16 protein-coding genes are annotated in these 18,450 nt (G+C 70.9%); 8 read left to right on the forward strand and 8 right to left on the reverse strand.

The features are described from left to right. On the forward strand, positions 1-1,235 hold a 1,235-nt coding region (locus tag MCAG_RS14770), incomplete at its 5' end, for a hypothetical protein (RefSeq protein ID WP_232290179.1). Positions 1,236-1,314: 79 nt separating this feature from the next. Here MCAG_RS14770 and rplI read toward each other — a convergent pair. The 4 genes from rplI to rpsF form a co-directional block, all read right to left on the reverse strand. Continuing rightward, positions 1,315-1,761 (reverse strand): 50S ribosomal protein L9, encoded by a 447-nt coding sequence (gene rplI, locus MCAG_RS14775; RefSeq protein ID WP_007073788.1) that lies wholly within the window; start codon positions 1,759-1,761, stop codon positions 1,315-1,317. Between the two features lie 14 nt (positions 1,762-1,775). Beyond that, entirely contained in the window at positions 1,776-2,015 is a 240-nt protein-coding gene (gene rpsR / locus MCAG_RS14780) for a 30S ribosomal protein S18 (protein ID WP_007073789.1), read from the reverse strand. Positions 2,016-2,056: 41 nt separating this feature from the next. Next, a complete protein-coding gene (locus MCAG_RS14785; protein WP_198141569.1) occupies positions 2,057-2,593 on the reverse strand; it encodes a single-stranded DNA-binding protein in 537 nt (178 codons plus the stop codon). A gap of 82 nt (positions 2,594-2,675) precedes the next feature. Further along, complete coding sequence (rpsF, locus tag MCAG_RS14790; protein ID WP_007073791.1) at positions 2,676-2,966, reverse strand: 30S ribosomal protein S6; 291 nt, start codon at positions 2,964-2,966, stop codon at positions 2,676-2,678. A gap of 645 nt (positions 2,967-3,611) precedes the next feature. Here rpsF and MCAG_RS14795 point away from each other — a divergent pair. Further along, a complete protein-coding gene (locus MCAG_RS14795; RefSeq protein WP_007073792.1) occupies positions 3,612-4,403 on the forward strand; it encodes a deoxyribonuclease IV in 792 nt (263 codons plus the stop codon). Beyond that, entirely contained in the window at positions 4,400-6,391 is a 1,992-nt protein-coding gene (locus MCAG_RS14800; RefSeq protein ID WP_007073793.1) for a hypothetical protein, read from the forward strand. Before MCAG_RS14795 ends, MCAG_RS14800 begins: the two co-directional genes overlap by 4 nt. Positions 6,392-6,419: 28 nt before the next feature. On the opposite strand, the gene MCAG_RS14805 is transcribed toward MCAG_RS14800, so the two are convergent. From MCAG_RS14805 to MCAG_RS14815, 3 genes are all read right to left on the reverse strand, one after another. After that, positions 6,420-7,934: a glycosyltransferase family 87 protein gene (locus MCAG_RS14805; RefSeq protein ID WP_036373502.1), complete on the reverse strand. Its 1,515-nt coding sequence runs from the start codon at positions 7,932-7,934 to the stop codon at positions 6,420-6,422. Between the two features lie 127 nt (positions 7,935-8,061). Next, positions 8,062-10,965 (reverse strand): transglycosylase domain-containing protein, encoded by a 2,904-nt coding sequence (locus tag MCAG_RS14810; RefSeq protein WP_007073795.1) that lies wholly within the window; start codon positions 10,963-10,965, stop codon positions 8,062-8,064. 191 nt (positions 10,966-11,156) lie between these two features. Next, positions 11,157-11,630, reverse strand: coding sequence for a DUF5318 domain-containing protein (locus MCAG_RS14815; RefSeq protein ID WP_007073796.1), 474 nt, complete (start codon positions 11,628-11,630; stop codon positions 11,157-11,159). A 172-nt stretch (positions 11,631-11,802) separates the two neighbouring features. Here MCAG_RS14815 and MCAG_RS14820 point away from each other — a divergent pair, with 172 nt between their 5' ends. Then, positions 11,803-12,441, forward strand: coding sequence for a PadR family transcriptional regulator (locus tag MCAG_RS14820; protein ID WP_007073797.1), 639 nt, complete (start codon positions 11,803-11,805; stop codon positions 12,439-12,441). Positions 12,442-12,464: 23 nt separating this feature from the next. After that, positions 12,465-13,544: an inositol-3-phosphate synthase gene (locus MCAG_RS14825; RefSeq protein ID WP_007073798.1), complete on the forward strand. Its 1,080-nt coding sequence runs from the start codon at positions 12,465-12,467 to the stop codon at positions 13,542-13,544. Between the two features lie 144 nt (positions 13,545-13,688). Here the strand turns inward: MCAG_RS14825 and MCAG_RS14830 are convergent, their stop codons facing one another. Continuing rightward, positions 13,689-14,168 (reverse strand): methylated-DNA--[protein]-cysteine S-methyltransferase, encoded by a 480-nt coding sequence (locus MCAG_RS14830; protein ID WP_007073799.1) that lies wholly within the window; start codon positions 14,166-14,168, stop codon positions 13,689-13,691. A gap of 281 nt (positions 14,169-14,449) precedes the next feature. Between MCAG_RS14830 and MCAG_RS14835 the strand changes: the two genes are divergently transcribed. The 3 genes from MCAG_RS14835 to MCAG_RS14845 all read left to right on the forward strand — a co-directional run bounded on the left by MCAG_RS14835 (position 14,450) and on the right by MCAG_RS14845 (position 18,279). Beyond that, positions 14,450-16,087 carry a hypothetical protein gene (locus MCAG_RS14835; RefSeq protein WP_036373505.1) on the forward strand — a complete coding sequence of 546 codons (1,638 nt, stop codon included), beginning with the start codon at positions 14,450-14,452 and terminating at the stop codon, positions 16,085-16,087. 95 nt (positions 16,088-16,182) lie between these two features. Next, positions 16,183-16,728 (forward strand): hypothetical protein, encoded by a 546-nt coding sequence (locus tag MCAG_RS14840; protein ID WP_007073801.1) that lies wholly within the window; start codon positions 16,183-16,185, stop codon positions 16,726-16,728. A gap of 39 nt (positions 16,729-16,767) precedes the next feature. After that, entirely contained in the window at positions 16,768-18,279 is a 1,512-nt protein-coding gene (locus MCAG_RS14845) for a flotillin family protein (protein WP_036373508.1), read from the forward strand. The last annotated feature ends 171 nt before the right edge of the window (positions 18,280-18,450 follow it).

An 18,450-nucleotide genomic window follows, 5' to 3' on the forward strand; every position in this document is an offset into this window, starting at 1 on the left:
TGGGCAGCAGGCGGGCCGGCGAGGACGACCCCGTGTCGGGGGCGGCGCGGGCGGCGCGCCCCCGCCGTTCAGCGTCGCGCCGCCCGCAGGTGATCTGGTCGGGGCTGGAGGACGTGGTCACCGCGACGGGCGCGGCCGAGTCGGGTGCACCAGAGGGCGTGGGGCGACGGACCCGCCGCAGCCGCCGGGCGGACGCCGATTCCTGGTCCACCCGCCCGGCGGTGGATCCGTGGGAGCGGGGCGCGGCGAATCCGCCGGAGGCCACCTCCGAGGCGGCGTCCTACCAGCCTGCGGTGGATCCGTGGGACGCCTCGGGCGTGCACGCGTGGGACCGGTCGTCGGTCGAGAGCCGGTGGGAGTCACCGGGCGGCGCGGCGCACTGGGACCAGACCGGTGAGATCGGCGACATCGGCCGGTGGGACCGCACGGGCGAGATCGGCCGGTGGGACCGTACCGGGGACGTCGGGCGGTGGGAGTCGGCCGGCGAGACCGGGGGCTGGGAGCGGTCGACCACCGACCCCGGGCAGTGGGACCGGGTCGACGACGGCGGGCGCTGGGATCGGGCGGCGGAGCCCCGGTCCGGGGAGAGCTCGGCCGAGGGGTGGTCCTGGCCGGAGCACGTGGAGGGGTTCTGGTCGGACACCCGGCTCGCCGACGACGATCCCCGGTGGACGGACGCGCCCGCCTCCGCGCCGCAGTCGCCGGTGGTGCCGTACACCACGCCCCGCCCCCGGTCGGCGCCCCGGCGCAGGGCGGAGGCGGCCCGTCGCCGGGCTGAGGCGGTCGGCGGTGCACGGGCGGTCGACGTGCCGGCCCGGCGGCGGGCGGAGCCGGTCCCCGCCAGGTCATGGAACCGCCGTCTTGAGGACGACCTGCTCGATCCGGACCCGGGCGGGCCGTTCCGTCCGCTGGTCTACACGGCGGCCTGCTACCTGCTGCCGGTGATTCTGGTCTTCGTCTGGCTGTTGACGCTGGACGGCCAGGCACCGGCTGGCTGCGTCACGGACATCAGCGGTGGCGGCTGCGACTCACCGCGATCGCACGCCCTCGGCTCGCTGGTCAACGGGGTGCCCCGGTTCGGCCTGGCGCTCGCCAGCAGTCTCGTGGTCGCGCTGCTGCTGCGGCGGGTCGGCACGACGTGGCGGGCGGCGACGGTGGCGCTGGCGGCGGCGGTGGTCGGCGGCGGGCTCTCGACGGTGATGATCAGCGCGGTGACCGGGCAGCCCATCGGCTGACCGGATCGCCCGCGCCGGACGCACGCAGGGCCCGCACCGGATCACCGGTGCGGGCCCTGCGGGTTGGTGCTGTCGGACGTCAGCCCTGGACGACGTTCAGGTCGAACTTGGCGGTCACCTCGGGGTGCAGCCTGATGCTGACCGGGTACGCGCCGAGCGACTTGATGTGGCCGGGCGTTTCCAGCCGCCGACGGTCCAGCGCCGGGCCGCCGGCCGCCTTGACGGCGTCGACGATCTCGGCCGGGGTGACCGAGCCGAAGAGCCGCCCGCCGTCGCCGGCGCGGGCCTTCAGGCTGACCTTCAGGCCCTCAAGCTGGGCCTTGACCTCGTTGGCGTGGCCGAGGTCGCGGATCTCGCGGGCCGAGCGGGCCCGCTTGATGACCGTGACCTGCTTCTCCGCACCCTTGGTCCAGGCGATCGCGAAGCCCTGCGGAAGCAGGTAGTTACGGCCGTAGCCGTTCTTCACCTCGACGATGTCACCCGGGGCACCAAGGCCGGACACCTCCTGAGTCAGGATGATCTTCATATCGGTGCCTCCTCTCAGCGGGCCGTGGCCGTGTACGGCAGGAGCGCCATCTCGCGGGCGTTCTTGACCGCACGGGCGATCTGCCGCTGCTGCTGCGAGGTCACGCCGGTCACCCGCCGAGCGCGGATCTTGCCGCGGTCGGAGATGAACTTGCGCAGCAGCGCGGTGTCCTTGTAATCGATGTAGGTAATCCCGTCCTTGTCGAGCGGGTTCACCTTCTTCTTCGGTTTGCGAAGTGCAGCGGCCTTAGCCATTGCGCGTGCTCCTGGTTTGCGATCGCGGGCGCTCGGCGCCATTAGAACGGGGGCTCCTCGTCGAAGTTGCCGCCACCCGAACCACCGCGCGAGGGAGCCGGTGCGGCCGAGGCCCAGGGGTCGTCGAAGTTGCCTCCGCCGCCGCCCTGGTTGCCACCACCGCCACCGCCGAAGCCGCCGCCACCGCCGCCGGAACGGGACATCTTCTGCACCTTCGCCGTGGCGTAGCGCAGGGACGGACCGATCTCGTCGACCTCAAGCTCGATGACGGTGCGCTTCTCGCCCTCGCGGGTCTCGTAGGACCGCTGGCGCAGCCGGCCCGACACGATCACCCGGGCACCGCGTTGCAGCGACTCGGCGACGTGCTCGGCGGCCTGACGCCAGACCGTGCACGCGAGGAACAGCGGCTCGCCGTCCTTCCACTCGCCGGACGCCTTGTCCATGAACCGGGGTGTCGAGGCGACCCGGAACTTGGCGACCGCGGCCCCCGAGGGGGTGAAACGCAACTCGGGGTCATCGGTCAGATTGCCGATGACCGTGATGGTGGTGTCTCCTGCCATGACCATCTCCTCGCGCACTCATCGTTCGCCGTACAGGCTCTCAGAGCCCTACGACAGCGTTGATGAGGCTGATCCGGGTGGTGAACCGGGTTGACTGCTGTTAGCGCATCTCCGGCCGGATGACCTTGGTGCGCAGCACGGACTCGTTGAGCCGCAGCTGACGGTCCAGCTCGGCCACCGCCGCAGGCGTGGCCTGCAGGTCGACGACAGCGTAGATGCCCTCGGCCTTTTTGTTGATCTCGTACGCGAGGCGCCGGCGGCCCCACACGTCGGTCTTCTCGACCGAGCCACCCGCGGTCCGGATCACGTTCAGGTACGTGTCGAGCGACGGGGCGACGGTGCGCTCCTCGAGACTGGGGTCGAGGATCACCATGATCTCGTAATGACGCAAGACGTGCTCACCTCCTGTGGGCTAGGCGGCCACGGTCCTTCCGTGGCAGGAGGTCGTGCGTCGTGACCGCTCCGGGGCGGGGGAACCCGTCCGGACGCGGACAACCCGACCAGGATACCCGGCCCGGACGATCATGCCCGGGCAGGTCGGCCTTCGCGGTTCGGCGCGGCGGGACCGGCGACGGGCAGGGGCAGGGCAGGGGAACCGGGGGCCGGGCACGGGAACCGGGGGCCCGGGCCGACGATCGCGCGTCGACCACAGGCCCCCGGTCACGAGGCCGCGGGGCGTCCCGTCCGCATTCCTTGGGTGGGACCTGGGGAGGAACGACCACACCGATGAGGTTGGACCGAAACGCCCCGCGGAGCTTCATTGTGTTGTTATCCGACGGTACAACGATTTCGTCATGTGTGGAGCGAAACAAGAGTTTTGCCCCATCAGCGGCAGAACGCCCGTCCGCGCGTCGCAGCCCCGCCTGGCGGTCCGCTACCGGCAAGGGCCGACCGTCGATTCCACCGGGACCAACGACCGAGGGTGACCCGGGTGACGCCCACCACGGGGCGTGCCTCCGCCTGCCCGTCGCGGCACGCCGCGACCCGACCCGCGCCGTCGCCCCGTGCGTCGGTACCTCGACGTAGGCTCGCCTCCATGCGTATCGGAGCCCACGTCGATTCCGCCGACCCGCTGTCCGAGGCGACCTCCCGGGCCGCCGAGGCCGTGCAGTTCTTCCTCTCCGATCCGCAGGGCTGGAAGGCCCCGAAACCCCGGGAGGACGCCGACAGGTTGCGCGCCGCCGAGATCGACCTCTACGTCCACGCGCCGTACGTCATCAACGTGGCGACCCTGAACAACCGGATCCGCATCCCGAGCCGCAAGCTGCTGCTCGGTCACGCCACGGCGGCGGCGGAGATCGGCGCGAAGGGCCTGATCGTGCACGGCGGGCACGTCAACGCGGGCGACGACCTGGCGGTCGGGTTCGACAACTGGCGCAAGACATTCGCGTACGCGGCGGACGCCGGCGGCTTCGCCGTGCCGGTGCTGATCGAGAACACCGCGGGCGGGGACAACGCCTGTGCCCGGCGCCTCGACGCGCTGGCCCGGCTCTGGGACGCGCTCGGCGAGTACGAGGTGGGCTTCTGCCTCGACACCTGCCACGCCCACGCCGGGGGTGAGGAGCTGCTCGGCCTGGTCGACCGGGTCAAGGCGATCACTGGGCGGATCGATCTGGTGCACGCCAACAACTCGAAGGACACGTTCGGTTCGGGGCGGGACCGGCACGACAACCTCGACGGCGGCACCATCGACCCGGAGCTGGTGGTGGCCGTGATCCGGGCAGCGGGCGCACCGGCGATCGTGGAGACCCCGGGTGGGGCGGACGGTCAGGGTGCCGACATCGCCTTTCTGCGCGACCGGCTCGGCGTGGGGAGCCGGGCCGCATGACGACCGAGCAGTCCGACACCCAGAACGAGGCCACCGCCGGGACGGAGCCGGCGGTGGGTGACGCCACCGCGAAGGACCAGGCCGAGGGCAACGCCGCCACGAAGGACCGCGCCGAAGGCGGCAAGGACGGCGACGGCGGGGCCGGCAAAAACGGCGACGGCGAGGCCGGAAAGGACCGCGACGGCGAGGCCGGCGACGCCACCGCCGGGGACGGCGGGAAGCCGGACCGGTGGGAGGCGTTCGCCCCCGCCCCGGAGCCGGTGCCGGGGCGGCTGCGTCGCGGCCTCCGGGCGGTCGGCCGCTTCGGTGTCCACGAGTGGACCCTGGCCGTGCTCGGCTCGCTGGCGCTGGCCGTCGCGCTCACCTGGCCGACGCTGCGGTATCCGCTCTACACGCTTCCGCAGGACTACTGGGACCCGAGCCTCCAGGCCTGGCAGATGGCCTGGTCGGGCCACATCCTGCTGACCGACCCGGCGCGGCTTTGGCACGCCAACACGTTCTTCCCGGAGCCGTGGAGCTTCGCCTTCTCCGACACGCTGCTCGGGTACGCGCCGGCCGGCATGATCGGCACCGGCCCCGAGGCGGCCCTGCTCCGTTACAACATCATGTTCGTGCTGGCCCACGCGCTCGCCATGCTCGGGGCGTACGCGCTGGCCCGGCAGCTCGGCGCGGCCCGTGCGGGTGCGGCCGTGGCCGGTGCCGGCTACACGTACGCCCCCTGGCTGCTCGCCCAGGCGGGGCACCTGCACATCGTCTCCAACGGCGGCATCCCGCTGGCGCTGGCCATGCTGGCCCGGGGGCACGGCTGGTCGCTGCGCCACGGGTACCGCCCCGAGCGACGGCACGCCGGGTGGGCGTACGCCGGGTGGGTGGTGGCCGCCTGGCAGCTCAGCCTGGGCTTCGGCATCGGGCTGCCGTTCGCGTACGTGCTGGCGGGGGTGACGCTGGTCGCCACCGTCACCTGGTTCGTCCGGCGCCGGTCGGTGCGGCGGCCGTTCGGGGTACGGCTGCTCGTCGCCGACGTCGTCGGCGCGCTGCTGTTCGCCGGGGTGGGCGGCCTGCTGGCTATTCCCTACTTCAAGGTCGCCGAGCTGCACCCGAACGCCGCGCGGACCCTCGGCGACATCGGCGTCTACTCGCCGCCGTTCTCGGGCTTCTTCACCGCGCCGGCCGAGTCCCGCATCTGGGGCGGGCTGCACGAGGGGGCTCGAACGGCGCTGCCCTGGCACCCGGAGATGAGCCTGCTGCCCGGCTTCGCGCTCTACGCGCTGGCGGCGGGCGGGCTGTTCTTCTCGGTGTGGCGGCTGCGGCACCGGTTGCTGCTGCTCGCCGGGGTGGTGGTCACCATGGTCCTGGCCATGGGCACCCGGTTCTTCGGCGGCACCTTCACCTACGGGCTGCTCTTCGAGTACCTGCCGGGCTGGAACGGGCTGCGCACGCCTGGGCGGATGATGCTCTGGACGACGCTGCTGCTCGCGCTGCTCGCCGCGGGGGCGGTCAGCGCCTTCACGATCCGGGTGCGGGAGTGGGCCGCTGAGCGGGTCCCGCCGTGGCCGGGCCCGTGGCTGCGGCTGGCCACCGTGCTGCCGCTGCTGCTGGTGATCGCCGAGGGGCTCAACGCCACCCCGCACCCGGTGGTGCCGACCCAGCCGGCCGCGATGCGGTCGGTGGACGGCCCGATGCTGGTGCTGCCCAGCAGCCAGAACCACGACCAGCCGGTGATGCTGTGGTCGACCAGCCGGTTCCAGGACGTGGTCAACGGCGGCAGCGGCTTCACCCCGGAGCGGCTGGCCGAGATCCGGAAGGTGACCGAGAGTTTCCCGGACCAGGCGAGCGTGACCTACCTGCGCAGCCTGGGCGTCCGCAACGTGGTGGTGCTGCGCGACCAGATCGCTGACACCCCGTGGGCTACGACGATCGACGCCCCCGTGGACGCCCTCGGCATCACCCGCGAGCAGGTCGACAACGCGGTGGTCTTCCACCTCTGACACTGCCCCGACGCGGGGCGGGTGCACCTCAGGCTGGCGTCGGGGCCGGCACGGCGGCGGGCTCGGCGGGCTCGATGCGCCGCCGCCAGCGGTCCACCCACGGCGCGTCGGGCGTGCCGTCGAGCACCCCGCCGTCGGGGTCGTCGGCGTAGGTGTCCCGCACCACGTCGCGCTCGGGGTGCAGGATCTCCTTCACGACCAGCACGCAGAGCACCACGACGGTGCCCAGCCGCAGCGCCGACGCCAGCACGAAGACCCCCTCGGGGAAGACCGGGCGGCTGGTCGCCGCGCCGAGCAGTTCCCCGTAGAAGGCGACGAAGTAGCCGATCTCGGCGACCTGCCAGGCGATGAACGCGCCCCACTTCGGGCGGGCGAGGACAACCAGCGGCAGCAGCCAGAGGACGAACTGCTGCGACCACACCTTGCTGAAGATCAGGAACGCGGCGACGACGAGGAAGGCGAGCTGGGACAGCCGGGGTCGGCGCGGTGCGCGCAGGGCCAGCACCGCCACGCCGAGGCAGGCCAGCCCGAACAGGGCGTATGAGATCCAGTTCAGGGTGGGGATGTTGGCGTTGAGCCACTCGAACGGCCCCATCGCGCCTGGGCCGCCGGTGTTGACCTTGCCATCGAGGTAGCGCCCGATGTACCAGAGCGTGCCCCAGTCGATGGGCCGGGTCGTGTTCAGCTCGAAGAAGCGGTCCCAGTTGTCGCGGTAGGGCACGGCCGCCGGGAGGTTGACCGCGACGAGCGCCACGAGCGCCGTGCCGACTGCGGTGAGGCCGGCGCGGATCCGGTTCGCGCGCAGGGCGAGCACCAGGATCGGCCCGAGGACGAACAGCGGCCACATCTTGGCCGCGCCGGCCAGGCCGAGCAGCACCCCGGCCAGCGCCGGCCGGCTGCGGGCCCAGGCGAACAGCCCGAACGCGGCCAGCCCGATGGCGAGCAGGTCCCAGTTGACGGTGGCGGTGAGGAACAGGGCGGGGGCCAGTGCGAAGAGGGCGGCGTCCCAGGGTCGTCGGCGGCGCAGGGCGAGGATGACCGCGACGGTGGCCACCGCGAGGGCGCTGAGCACCAGGGCGTTGACGTTGTACGCCCACTGCCCCTGGTTGATCCCCGGGTTGTCGACGCCGAGGGCATGCACCGGCAGGCCGAGGGCACCCATGAAGTACCCGGTCAGCACCGGGTACTCGACGGGGTGGTCGCGGTAGGGCACCTTGCCCTCGTTGAGCCCCTCGGCGTAGTACAGCGCCAGCACGTCGGTGTAGCACATCCGCGTGTACTGGATGTTGCTCTGCCACGCGCCGTCCTGGCAGGGGGACTTCTGCACCCAGTGCAGGGCGAGGGTCAGGCAGGTCAGGGCCAACACGATCCGGGCGGCCGTCCAGAACCGGCTCTCCCGCGCAACGGGCCGGTCCAGCGCCACCGCGTGGTCGCCCAACGGGCCACCGATCAGCTCCGAGGCGCCACGGACGAACCCGTCCGACCGGGACGGGTGGTCGCCGGCTCCGGCGTCGTCCATGTCTGCCGTCGACTGGGTGCTCATGGACAGGAATCATCCCGCACCGATAGCCCTCACGTCCCGCCCCAGGGCAAACATTCCGGTAGACGAAACGTCGCCGGCGGCCGGACGTGGTGTTCGGGCGCCGGCGACGGTGCTCAGTTCGGTTTGCTCACTCCCGGTTGGTACGGGGGGCGATGGTCGGCAGCAGCCCCCCGCTGTTGCCCCCATCGTTGCCAGGCCCGGGATTCGTCGGGCTGTCGGGCCCGTCAGGGTTGCCGGGGAGCCCACCGTTGCCCGGGTTGCCGTTGCCGGGATTCTGCGGGCAGAAGATGTTCTGCGGGTCGCAGTCCGGCGGGGTCGGGTTGGTTGGCTCTGGCGGCGGGGGCGGGTCGCCGTTGCCCGCCTCCGGGTCGCCGACGTTCGCGGCCGGCGGGAAGCTCTTCTTCGGCTCGCCCTTGAGCGCGTCGTTCATGAACCGCTCCCAGATCCCGCCGGGGAGGTTCGCGCCGCTGACCTTGCGGCCGTCGCTCAGCTTCAGCGGCAGCCGCTTCTGCACGTTGCCCACCCAGACGGCCGTGGCGAGCTGCGGCGTGTATCCGATCATCCAGGCGTCGCCGTTCTCCGGGCTGTCGGACTTGAGCTCCCAGGTGCCGGTCTTGGCGGTCGCCTCGCGGCCGTCTGCGAGCCGGTGGTTGACCTGGCCCGGGTACTCCTTCAGCACCGACGTCACGTCGGCGACGACGTCCTTGTCGATCCGGCGCTTGGATTCGATCTTCTCGCTGCTGATCTTCTCCCACTTTCCGGTGGTCTCGTTCTGCTTCTCGACCGAGTAGAGGAAGTGGGCCTTGTTGTAGACGCCCTCGTTGGCGAAGGTGGCGACGCCGTTGGCGTGGTCGAGGACGGTGATCGGGTACTGGCCGTACCCGACGACGTGGAAGAACGGCGAGGGCGCGATGTCCTTCGGGTCGGTCTTGGTCAGGTCGTACGCCTTCGCGGGGTTGGTGTCCGTGCGCCACATCATGGTGACGCCGGCCTGCTTGGCCATGTCGATGACCTTGTCCGGCCCGATCTCCTCGGTAACGTGGTAGAACGGCACGTTCAGCGACTTGAGGGTGGAGACCCTCAGGGTGCAGGAGTTGCCGCAGGACGGGTTGTCCACACCCGCGTTGCTGACCTTGAACTTCGTCCCCTCGGGGGTGAAGGCCCGGCCCTTCCAGCGCGACTCCAGCGCCTTGCCGGCCTTCAGCGCGGCGGCCAGGGTGTAGATCTTGAAGCTCGATCCGGGCGAGTGCCCGCCGCTGACCGTGCCGTTGGCGTCGGTGTTCTTGCCGGCGTAGTCGGTGCCGGTGCCGTTGTCGCCGCCGTAGTAGGCGACGACGCGCCCGTTCGCCGGGTCGATCGCGACGACCGCGGCCATCAGGTTCTTCGGCTGGCCGGCGAGCTCCGAACCCTTCGTCTTGCGCTGGGCGGCCTCCACCGCGGCCTTCTGGATCTTCGTGTCGATCGTGGTGCGGATGCGGTAACCGCCGGCCATCAGCGCCTGCGAGCAGAGCGGCTTCTGGTCGGTGACCTCCGCCTCCTTGTCGACGCAGAGGCCCTTCTCGCGCATCTCGACCTTGACGTAGTTGATGACGTTGCCGTAGGGCGTGTTCACGCCGAAGTCGATGCCGGCCCCGCCGTTCTTCGGGCTCTTGATGTTCTTCGGGTACTCGGTCGGCCGCTGGGGCTTGCCGGGGGCGTCCAGCCAGCCCTCCTCGACCATCCCGTTGATCACGTAGTCCCAGCGGGACTTGGCGTCGACCGGGTTGACCGCCGGGTCGTACCCCTTGTGGGTGGAGCTGGCGACCGGCTGCTTGATCAGCGCGGCGAGCACCGCGCCCTCGGCGACGGTCAGGCTCTTCGCCGGTTTGCCGAAGTACGTCTGCGCCGCCGCCTCGATCCCGTACGCGCCCCGGCCGAAGTAGATCACGTTGAGGTAGTGCTGCATGATCTGCGGCTTGCCGTACTTGTCGTTCAGCTTGGAGGCGAGGATCGCCTCCTTCACCTTCCGGGCGTAGGTGTCGTCCTTCAGGTTGTCGTACGCGTTGCGGGCGTACTGCTGGGTGATGGTCGACGCGCCCTGCTTGTCGCCGCCGGAGATGTTGTTCCACGCGGCCCGGGCGATGCCCTTGTAGTCCACACCGGAGTGCCGGTAGAAGTTCCGGTCCTCGGCGGCGGCGACCGCGTCCTGCACGTGCTGCGGGATCTGGTCGATGGTGACCAGGGTGCGGTTCTGCTCGCCCACCTTGGCGATGATGGTCTTGTTGTCGAACGCGTAGAGGGTCGTCGCCTGGGGCGGCGCGGTGTCCTCGGGCAGCACGACGTTGGTCGAGTAGTACGTGAAGCCGACCACACCGATGCCGGCGAGCATGATGAAGACCGCGAAGCAGGCGATCAGGATGTTCGCCCGCCTGCGCTTGCGGGCCCGCGCCGACTTCGTCCTGCCGTCGGGACCCCGGTCGCCCCCGCCGGACGGCGCGGCGATGCCGGAGGCCGGGGAGACGCTCGCCCGGGCGACGGAGGCCCGGCCGGCGCCACCGCCGAACGATGTGGCACCCACCGACGCGGCGCCCACGCTCGCCCGTCCTGCGGAGCCGACACCGACCGAGGCACGGCCCGCCGGGGAGACTGGCGCCGGGGAGACCGGCACCGAGGCACGGCCCGCGCCGGCCCGGCCCGCCACCGGCCCGGGGGCGGGGGAGACGGGCACCGAGGCCCGGCCGGCCCCCGCGCGCCCCACCGGGACGGAGCCCACCGATGCCGAGCCGGAGGCGCCACCGGCGCGCGGCGGCACGGGTGCGCCACCGGCACGCGGCGGCACGGGTGCGGAGCCGCCTACCGAGGCGCGGCCCCCTGCGGCCGGGCCGCGGGGCGGCACGGAGGCACGGCCCGGCTGCGCCGGAGCCTCTGACCAGCTACCACGGGCGTCGTCGCCGCGACGGTACGCGTCGGCCGAGCCCGCGCCGGGGTCGCCGTTGGCGCCCGGTATCTGGGCCCGCCCGCGCGAGGAGCTGGGATCGCCGTACGAGTTCATTCCTCACACCCTGCCGGTCGCGGTGGGACGCGGTCGCGCCGCCACCGGGTTGCCGTGAGCTGAAACACGCGACGGCTCCGCCCGAACGGGTCGGGCCGAGCGCATCACTTTCGGATCAATCGGACCTATCGGGCCAAAAAGCTGTCGGTCGTTCCGCCTCCTCCACACCGGACCAACCGAGTCAGCTGGATTCACCGTTGCGCCTCTCGCCTCCGCCGAACGGCCGGACCGGTGCCCGGGGCCGTGGCGGCCGAAGCACCGGCAGCGCCGGGACCCGCCCCGTCCTCCGCGCCATCAGCCAGCCCGTCCCGGCCCAGCAGGAACTGCTCGACGAGGTGGTTCCAGCCGCAGCCGAGGCACACCTCCACCACGAAGACCTGAAACTCACTCAGTGTCATCGCGAGGACGGGCAACTCGGCAAGGGTACGCGCCTGCCCGGCGGACTGCTTGAGTTCGTCCCCGTAAATGTAGTGGACGTGGGTGAGGTTCTCGCTGCGGCAGATCGGGCAGCGCTCCTCGGTGGGCTCACCGTGGAAGCGGGCTGCGTTCTTAAGGTACGGCGACGCGTCGCAGACGTCGTACGTGCCGATTCGGCCGGCGAGAAGCTCACGCAGCACCGCTCGCTTCCGAAGCGAGTAGTCGACGACCTGGCGCTGCGTACGCATGCGGAGAAGGGTACGCGGTCCGGCGCGGCGAGGCGACCGCCGTCACATTCAGTGACCCCAGGAATTCGGCATGGGGTTTGCCCTGATCCTGGGTGAGCCGCTAACGTGCGATGTATCGGACCGATACATCGCGGCGGTTGCACCTCCGCGTCGGGGTGAGAAGGGATGGCCCGTGCTCGACCTCGCCATCCTCGGCCTCCTCCAGGAGTCCCCGATGCACGGCTACGAGCTTCGCAAGGAGCTCACGGCCAAGCTGGGCGCGATTCGTGCGGCGATCAGCTACGGCTCGCTCTACCCGACCCTGCGCCGGTTGCAGGCGGCAGGGTGGATCACCGAAGCCGCCGAGACGCCCGCGACCGCCGAGGAGGTTCCCGCACTGACCAGCCGCCGGGGCCGGGTGGTCTACAAGATCACTGCGGAGGGCAAGGAACGCTTCGCCCAGCTCATCGCACAGGCCGGTCCCGAGACGTACGACGACACGGGCTTCGGCGTGCACTTCGCGTTCTTCGCCCGCACGGACCAGGCGACCCGGCTCCGCATTTTGGAGGGTCGCCGCCGCAAGATCGAGGAGCGTCGCGAAGGGCTTCGCGACGTGCTGGGCCGGGCGGCCGAGCGCCTCGACGCGTACACCCTGGAACTTCAGCGCCATGGCCTCGATGCCTGTGAGCGCGAGGTCCGCTGGCTGGAGGAGCTCATCGCCAACGAGCGCTCCGGCCGTGCCCCGACGGTCCCGAAAAGCGGGACAGCCGGCGGCCGACGAGATAACGACAGCCCGCCTCCGCCTGGAGAGTCCAGGAAAGAGCGGCCGTGATGAAGAAGAAGGAGGCAGACGCTATGGGCTCCGTCCGCGTCGCCATCGTCGGTGTGGGGAACTGCGCCTCGTCCCTCGTACAGGGCGTGGAGTACTACCGCAACGCCGACCCGAACGACCGCGTCCCGGGTCTCATGCACGTCACCTTCGGCGACTACCACGTCTCGGACGTGGAGTTCGTCGCGGCGTTCGACGTGGACGCCAAGAAGGTGGGCATGGACCTCGCGGAGGCGATCGTCGCCAGCGAGAACAACACGATCAAGCTCTGCGACGTGCCGCCGACCGGCGTCAGCGTGCAGCGCGGCCCGACCTTCGACGGCCTGGGCCAGTACTACCGCGAGATCGTCGAGGAGTCGGACGCCGAGCCGGTCGACGTGGCCAAGGCGCTGCGTGACGCCCAGGTCGACGTCGTCGTCTCCTACCTGCCGGTCGGCTCCGAGCAGGCCGACAAGTTCTACGCCCAGGCCGCGATCGACGCCGGCTGCGCGTTCGTCAACGCCCTGCCGGTCTTCATCGCCTCCGACCCCGAGTGGGCCAAGAAGTTCGAGGACGCGGGCCTGCCGATCGTCGGCGACGACATCAAGAGCCAGGTCGGGGCCACCATCGTGCACCGGGCCCTGGCGAAGCTCTTCGAGGACCGTGGGGTCGAGCTTTTGCGCACGTACCAGCTCAACTTCGGCGGCAACATGGACTTCATGAACATGCTGGAGCGCAACCGGCTGGTCTCGAAGAAGATCTCGAAGACCCAGTCGGTGACGTCCCAGATCCCGCACGAGATGGTCAAGAGCGACGTGCACATCGGCCCGTCGGACCACGTGCCGTGGCTCGACGACCGCAAGTGGGCGTACATCCGCCTGGAGGGCCGCTCCTTCGGCGACACCCCGCTCAACGCGGAGCTGAAGCTGGAGGTGTGGGACTCGCCGAACTCGGCCGGCGTCATCATCGACGCCGTCCGGGCCGCGAAGATCGCCCTGGACCGCAAGATCGGCGGCCCGATCCTGTCGGCCTCGTCGTACTTCATGAAGTCCCCGCCGGTGCAGTACGCCGACCACGACGCGCACGCCGCCGTCGAGGCGTTCATCGCCGGCGAGGTCGAGCGCTGACGCGCTGACCACGCAGCGGGCCGGTGCCCGCACCAGCACGGCGAGGGCCGGGTCCGTCGGGACCCGGCCCTCCGTGGTCGTTCAGGCCGGCATCACCGCCGGGGCGCGGCCGCCGTATCCGCACTTCGACGCAGGCCGTAGCCGTCAGGACCAGGCGCGGCGCAGGGCGACGCCGGCCTCCAGCTCCAGCAGCTTCACCTTGCGGGGCAGGCCGCCGCCGAACCCGACCAGCTTCGCCCCCGCGCCCACGATCCGGTGGCAGGGGACGATCACGGGAACGGGGTTGCGGTTGCAGGCCATGCCGACCGCCCGCGCCGCCCCCGGGTCTCCGACCACTCGGGCCACCTCGCCGTACGTCGACGTCTCCCCGTACGGGATGCGGGTCATCTCCCGCCACACCGCGCGCTCGAACTCGGAGCCCCGGCGCACCGCCACTGGCACCGTGAACTCGGTCAGCTCCCCGGCGAAGTACGCCCGCAGCTCGGCCACGGCCCGGCCGGACAGCTCGTCGCCGGGGGCCTCGACGGCCGTCTCCACCCGCCCGAAGTGCGCGCCACACACGGCGTCGTCTTCGGTGGCCACGGAGAACTCGCCGATCGGGGAGTCGAGCACGGTCCAACGCACGCCCCATTCTCCCCCGCCGGTGCGACACGCCCGCGTCCGCCCGCCCGGTGAGATCCTTGCCTCGACCAGCCACGCCCGCAATGCGACATCGTCGCCGCGATCGGCGGCCTGCCACACCAGAGCCTCGGCGTCGTCACCGGGCCGTCCCACCGCGCGCTGTGGCAGAATCGCCGGGCGCGGCTCAATGGAGATATGAATGCCGTCAGCGAGGGAGGGCCGTGGCGAAGTGAGTCGAGAAGGATGAGCTTGCCGGCCGGGTCGGAACCGTAGGAGAAACGCTAGTGGGGTCGACTGCATCACACAGCCTGGGAAAATCGCTCCCCGGCTATGTGGCAGCAGCTCTCGGCCTTGCGGGTGTCTTGTATCGGGCGATACTGACGGCACTGGACGTTCCGCCAGCCAATAGTGATGAGGGTACTGCCGGTCTGGCCGCCCTGCACATCGGAGAAGGCCGGCACTGGCCGACGTTCTTCTACGGCCAGGACTACATGGGCACCTTTTACTCCTATCTTGCGGCCCCCTTGATTCAGGTTCTCGGAACACACTGGTGGGTACTTCGTCTGCCGGCACTCGCAATGTATGCCGCCTTCCTTGTTCTCGTCTTCCGGCTGACGCGCACCCTCTACACTCCCTGGTTCGCCGTCTTCATCATGGCGGTCATGGCGTTCGGGTCTGACCGGGTGGTCAAAGACCAGATCATCGGAGCCGGCGGCTATTCCGATGTGGCCACCGCTGCCGCCGGACTCATGCTGGCATCTGCACTTCTGGCTCTCCAGCCGGACAAGCGGAAGATGACATACGCCGTTTGGGGCTGGCTGGCCGGTTACATCGTCTGGACCCACTGGCTTGCCCTGCCGTATGTTGCCGCTGCTGTGCTACTCGTAACATGGGCGAGCCGATCAGAGCTGACGATGCGTCGGGCATCCCTGGCAGTTTCCGGATTCGTCCTCGGCGCAGCGCCGTTGATCTGGTTCAACCTTCGCTCCGACCACCCCAACTCCTTTTCGGTGTTGCTGTCGCTCAGTGGCGCGACCGAGTCGGCCGCGTGGTCGGACAGGTTGCACGGTGCGGTCCTCCTCGGCCTACCGCTCAGTTCCGGGATGTGCGCGCCGAGTCGCTGTGCGACCTGGCAGATGTGGTGGGGGCCGGCCTACCTGACTCTGCTGGTAGTGGCAGCGATCATCGCCGTCGTGGCGATACGCCGAGCCGACGCCGGTGAACGTCGTTTGCATGCCGGTCGGCTTGCGCTCGTCGCCGGCGCTGCGATGACCCTGGCCGCGTATACCGCGAGTTCCTCGTCGGCGACGACCCCAATCGAGAGCGCCCGCTACCTTCACTACGCGATGGTGTCGCTGCCGGCGGTTCTCTGGCCGCTGTGGATCGGCACGAGTTCCCTGGTCGGCAGGGTGGGGGCCAACACCTCCGACGGCAAGGGCACACCCCGACGAAGTGGGACCGGCCCGAGCAGGCATGGCGTCGTCCTGGCCGTCGGCTGTATCGCACTCACCTGTGCGATCTTCGCTGGCCTGCTGGTCGCTACCGGGCAGTTGATCGCCTACCGCCCCCACTACGCTGCTGAAGCCGACGACGAACAGCAACTTTTGGACCATCTGCGGGCAGGTGGCATCACGCACGTCTATTCCGAGTACTGGACGTGCAACCGGCTTGCCTACCGCAGTCGGGAGCAGGTCCGCTGCGCGGTCCTCGACGAGAACCTTGCGCCCGGGTTCGATCGTTACCGGCCGTATCGTAACCAGGTCCGGCAGTCGGAGCAGGTGGCCTACGTCCTGCCTGAATCAAGCGCCATGTCGGACAATTTCGCCCGGTCTGCCCGTCCACAGGGGGTCGAAGTGGTTTCTCGACATGAGATCGCGGGCTACCAGATATACCTCTGCCGGCAGAAGCCGGAGCGGAACTGACCAAGCATCCCCGATGGGCTGGCAGAGTGTGATCGCGACCCAACGGGCGGGTGACCGGCGACGAGGTCCACGGCGCTGACTCTGGACGACGCCGGATGACCTTGCGCAGCGTCGATACCGTGCAGGTCGTGGCCACGGGAACGCTCATCTTTCTGATCATCGGCGGGGCGGGCGTCGGCGTGCTGGCGCTGGCCCTGCTCGGCACCGAGCTGTTCCAGTTCAGTCATCCCGGCGTCGACGGTCCGGTTGCCCTGGAGACGGTCGCCGGGTTCGTCGGCGCGTTCGGCTTCGGCGCGGCGATCGTCAACGAGCTGCTCGGTTCGCGTACCCCCGGGATGGTCGCGGCGGCGGTGGCCGGCGGCGCGGTCGCGGCGGTGCCCACGGCGTGGGTCGCGGCCCGGCTGAGCCGGGCGGCCCGCACCATGCGCACCGACCCCACGCCCACCCGCCACCACCTCGTTGGCGCGCTCGGCCTGGTCGTGACCCCGATCCCCGTGGACGGCTACGGCGAGGTCCGGGTCCGGGTCGCCGGCCAGCCGGTCAAGCTCAACGCCCGCGCCGACCGGCCAATCGGGATGGGCGAACAGGTCTTCGTGGTGGAGGCCCTGAGCGAGACCAGCGTGCACGTCGAGACCTACTGACCTACCGAACCCCCTCCCTCCTCGCAGAGCGGAAGTCGCATGCCCCTTCTCATCGCCATCGGCGGCGCGGTGCTCCTCGTCGTCGTCCTCATCCTGTTCGTGCTGTCCCGGATCAAGGTCGCCGGACCCAACGAGGCTTTCATCGTCACCGGCCGCAAGGGGCGGACCACCGAGACCGCCGACGGCGGTCGGTCCACCGACATGTCCGGCCAGAAGGTCGTCCTCGGCGCGTCGGTCTTCGTGCTGCCCGTGGTGCAGAAGCTCCAGTCGCTGGACCTGTCCAGCCGGCGCATCGACGTCGGCATCAAGGGCGCGGTGAGCAAGCAGGGCATCCGGGCCGAGCTGCACGGCGTCGCCATCGTCAAGGTCGGCGGCACCGAGGACGCGATCCGTGCCGCCGCGCAGCGCTTCCTGCACCAGCAGGACGAGATCGACAACTTCACCCGCGAGGTGCTCGCCGGCGCGCTCCGTTCGATCGTCGGCCGCCTCACCATCGAGGAGGTCATCCGGGACCGGGCGGCGTTCGCCAGCGCGGTGGCCGAGGAAGCCGAGCACTCGATGACCAACCAGGGGCTGGTGCTGGACACCTTCCAGCTCCAGGACATCGTGGCCGAGGGGTCGTACCTGCAGGACCTGGGGCGGCCGGAGGCGGCCCGGGTGCTCAAGGACGCCGCGATCGCCGAGGCCCGGGCCCGGCAGCAGGCCGAGCAGGAGCGGCTGCTCGCCGAGGAGGCCATCGCCGAGGCCAACCGGAACCTGTCGCTGAAGCAGGCCGCGATCCAGGCGGAGATCGACGCCGCGAAGGCCAAGTCGGCGGCGGCCGGCCCGCTCGCCCAGGCCGAGCGGGACCAGGCGATCCTCTCCGAGCAGCAGAAGGTGGCCGAGCGCAACGCCGAGCTGAAGCAGCGCCAGCTCGACACCGAGGTGCGCAAGCCGGCCGACGCCGCCCGGTACAAGGTGGAGCAGGAGGCCGAGGCGGCCCGCAACGCGGCGGTGCTCAACGCCGACGCGCAGCGGCAGGCCACCATCGCCGCCGCGCAGGCCGTCGCCGAGCAGTCCCGGCTCACCGGTGAGGGCGAGCGGGCCCGCCGGGCCGCGCTGGCCGAGGCGAACGCCATCGAGGGTGCCAAGGAGGGCGAGGCCGAGCAGCGCCGGCGTTCCGCGATCGCCGAGGCGGTCGAGCGGGAGGGCCAGGCCGAGGCCGCGGCCATCCTGGCCCGGGGCCAGGCCGAGGCCGAGGCGATGGCCCGCAAGGCCGAGGCGTTCGCCGCGTACGGGGAGGCTGCGGTGCTGGACCTGCTGGTCCGGGTGCTGCCGCAGGTGGTCGAGGCCGCCAGCGCGCCGATCGGCGCGATCGACAAGCTGACGGTGATCTCCACCGACGGGGCGTCCTCGCTGACGAAGTCGGTGGCGAGCAACGTGGCGCAGGGCCTCCAACTCGGCACCGACCTGACGGGCATCGACCTGGCCGGCCTGCTCGCCAAGCTCGGCGCGACGCGGAACGCCGACACCGACCGGGCCATGGTGGACGGGACCGCCGTCGACCGCTGATCCGCGAACACGAAGCCGGCCGGGCCCGTCGCGGGTCCGGCCGGCTTTGCTTTCGGGTACGGGAGAAGGCCGGCGCCCGCCGGACCATCCCCGATGTGGGGGTGGTGCCGACGGGCGCCGGGTAGTGCGTGGTCTGTCAGGCGAGCGCGATGGTGAACTGCTCCCAGGAGC

The organism is Micromonospora sp. ATCC 39149 (assembly GCF_000158815.1).
GTDB lineage: Bacteria > Actinomycetota > Actinomycetes > Mycobacteriales > Micromonosporaceae > Micromonospora.

Bases quoted from the DNA above. Each gene is read 5' to 3' on its own strand.
- MCAG_RS14840 (WP_007073801.1), top strand. From the start codon at position 16,183: ATGACCTTGCGCAGCGTCGATACCGTGCAGGTCGTGGCCACGGGAACG.
- MCAG_RS14815 (WP_007073796.1), bottom strand. From the start codon at position 11,630: ATGCGTACGCAGCGCCAGGTCGTCGACTACTCGCTTCGGAAGCGAGCG.
- MCAG_RS14795 (WP_007073792.1), top strand. From the start codon at position 3,612: ATGCGTATCGGAGCCCACGTCGATTCCGCCGACCCGCTGTCCGAGGCG.
- MCAG_RS14845 (WP_036373508.1), top strand. From the start codon at position 16,768: ATGCCCCTTCTCATCGCCATCGGCGGCGCGGTGCTCCTCGTCGTCGTC.
- MCAG_RS14800 (WP_007073793.1), top strand. From the start codon at position 4,400: ATGACGACCGAGCAGTCCGACACCCAGAACGAGGCCACCGCCGGGACG.
- rplI (WP_007073788.1), bottom strand. From the start codon at position 1,761: ATGAAGATCATCCTGACTCAGGAGGTGTCCGGCCTTGGTGCCCCGGGT.
- rpsR (WP_007073789.1), bottom strand. From the start codon at position 2,015: ATGGCTAAGGCCGCTGCACTTCGCAAACCGAAGAAGAAGGTGAACCCG.
- MCAG_RS14825 (WP_007073798.1), top strand. From the start codon at position 12,465: ATGGGCTCCGTCCGCGTCGCCATCGTCGGTGTGGGGAACTGCGCCTCG.
- MCAG_RS14810 (WP_007073795.1), bottom strand. From the start codon at position 10,965: ATGAACTCGTACGGCGATCCCAGCTCCTCGCGCGGGCGGGCCCAGATA.
- MCAG_RS14805 (WP_036373502.1), bottom strand. From the start codon at position 7,934: ATGAGCACCCAGTCGACGGCAGACATGGACGACGCCGGAGCCGGCGAC.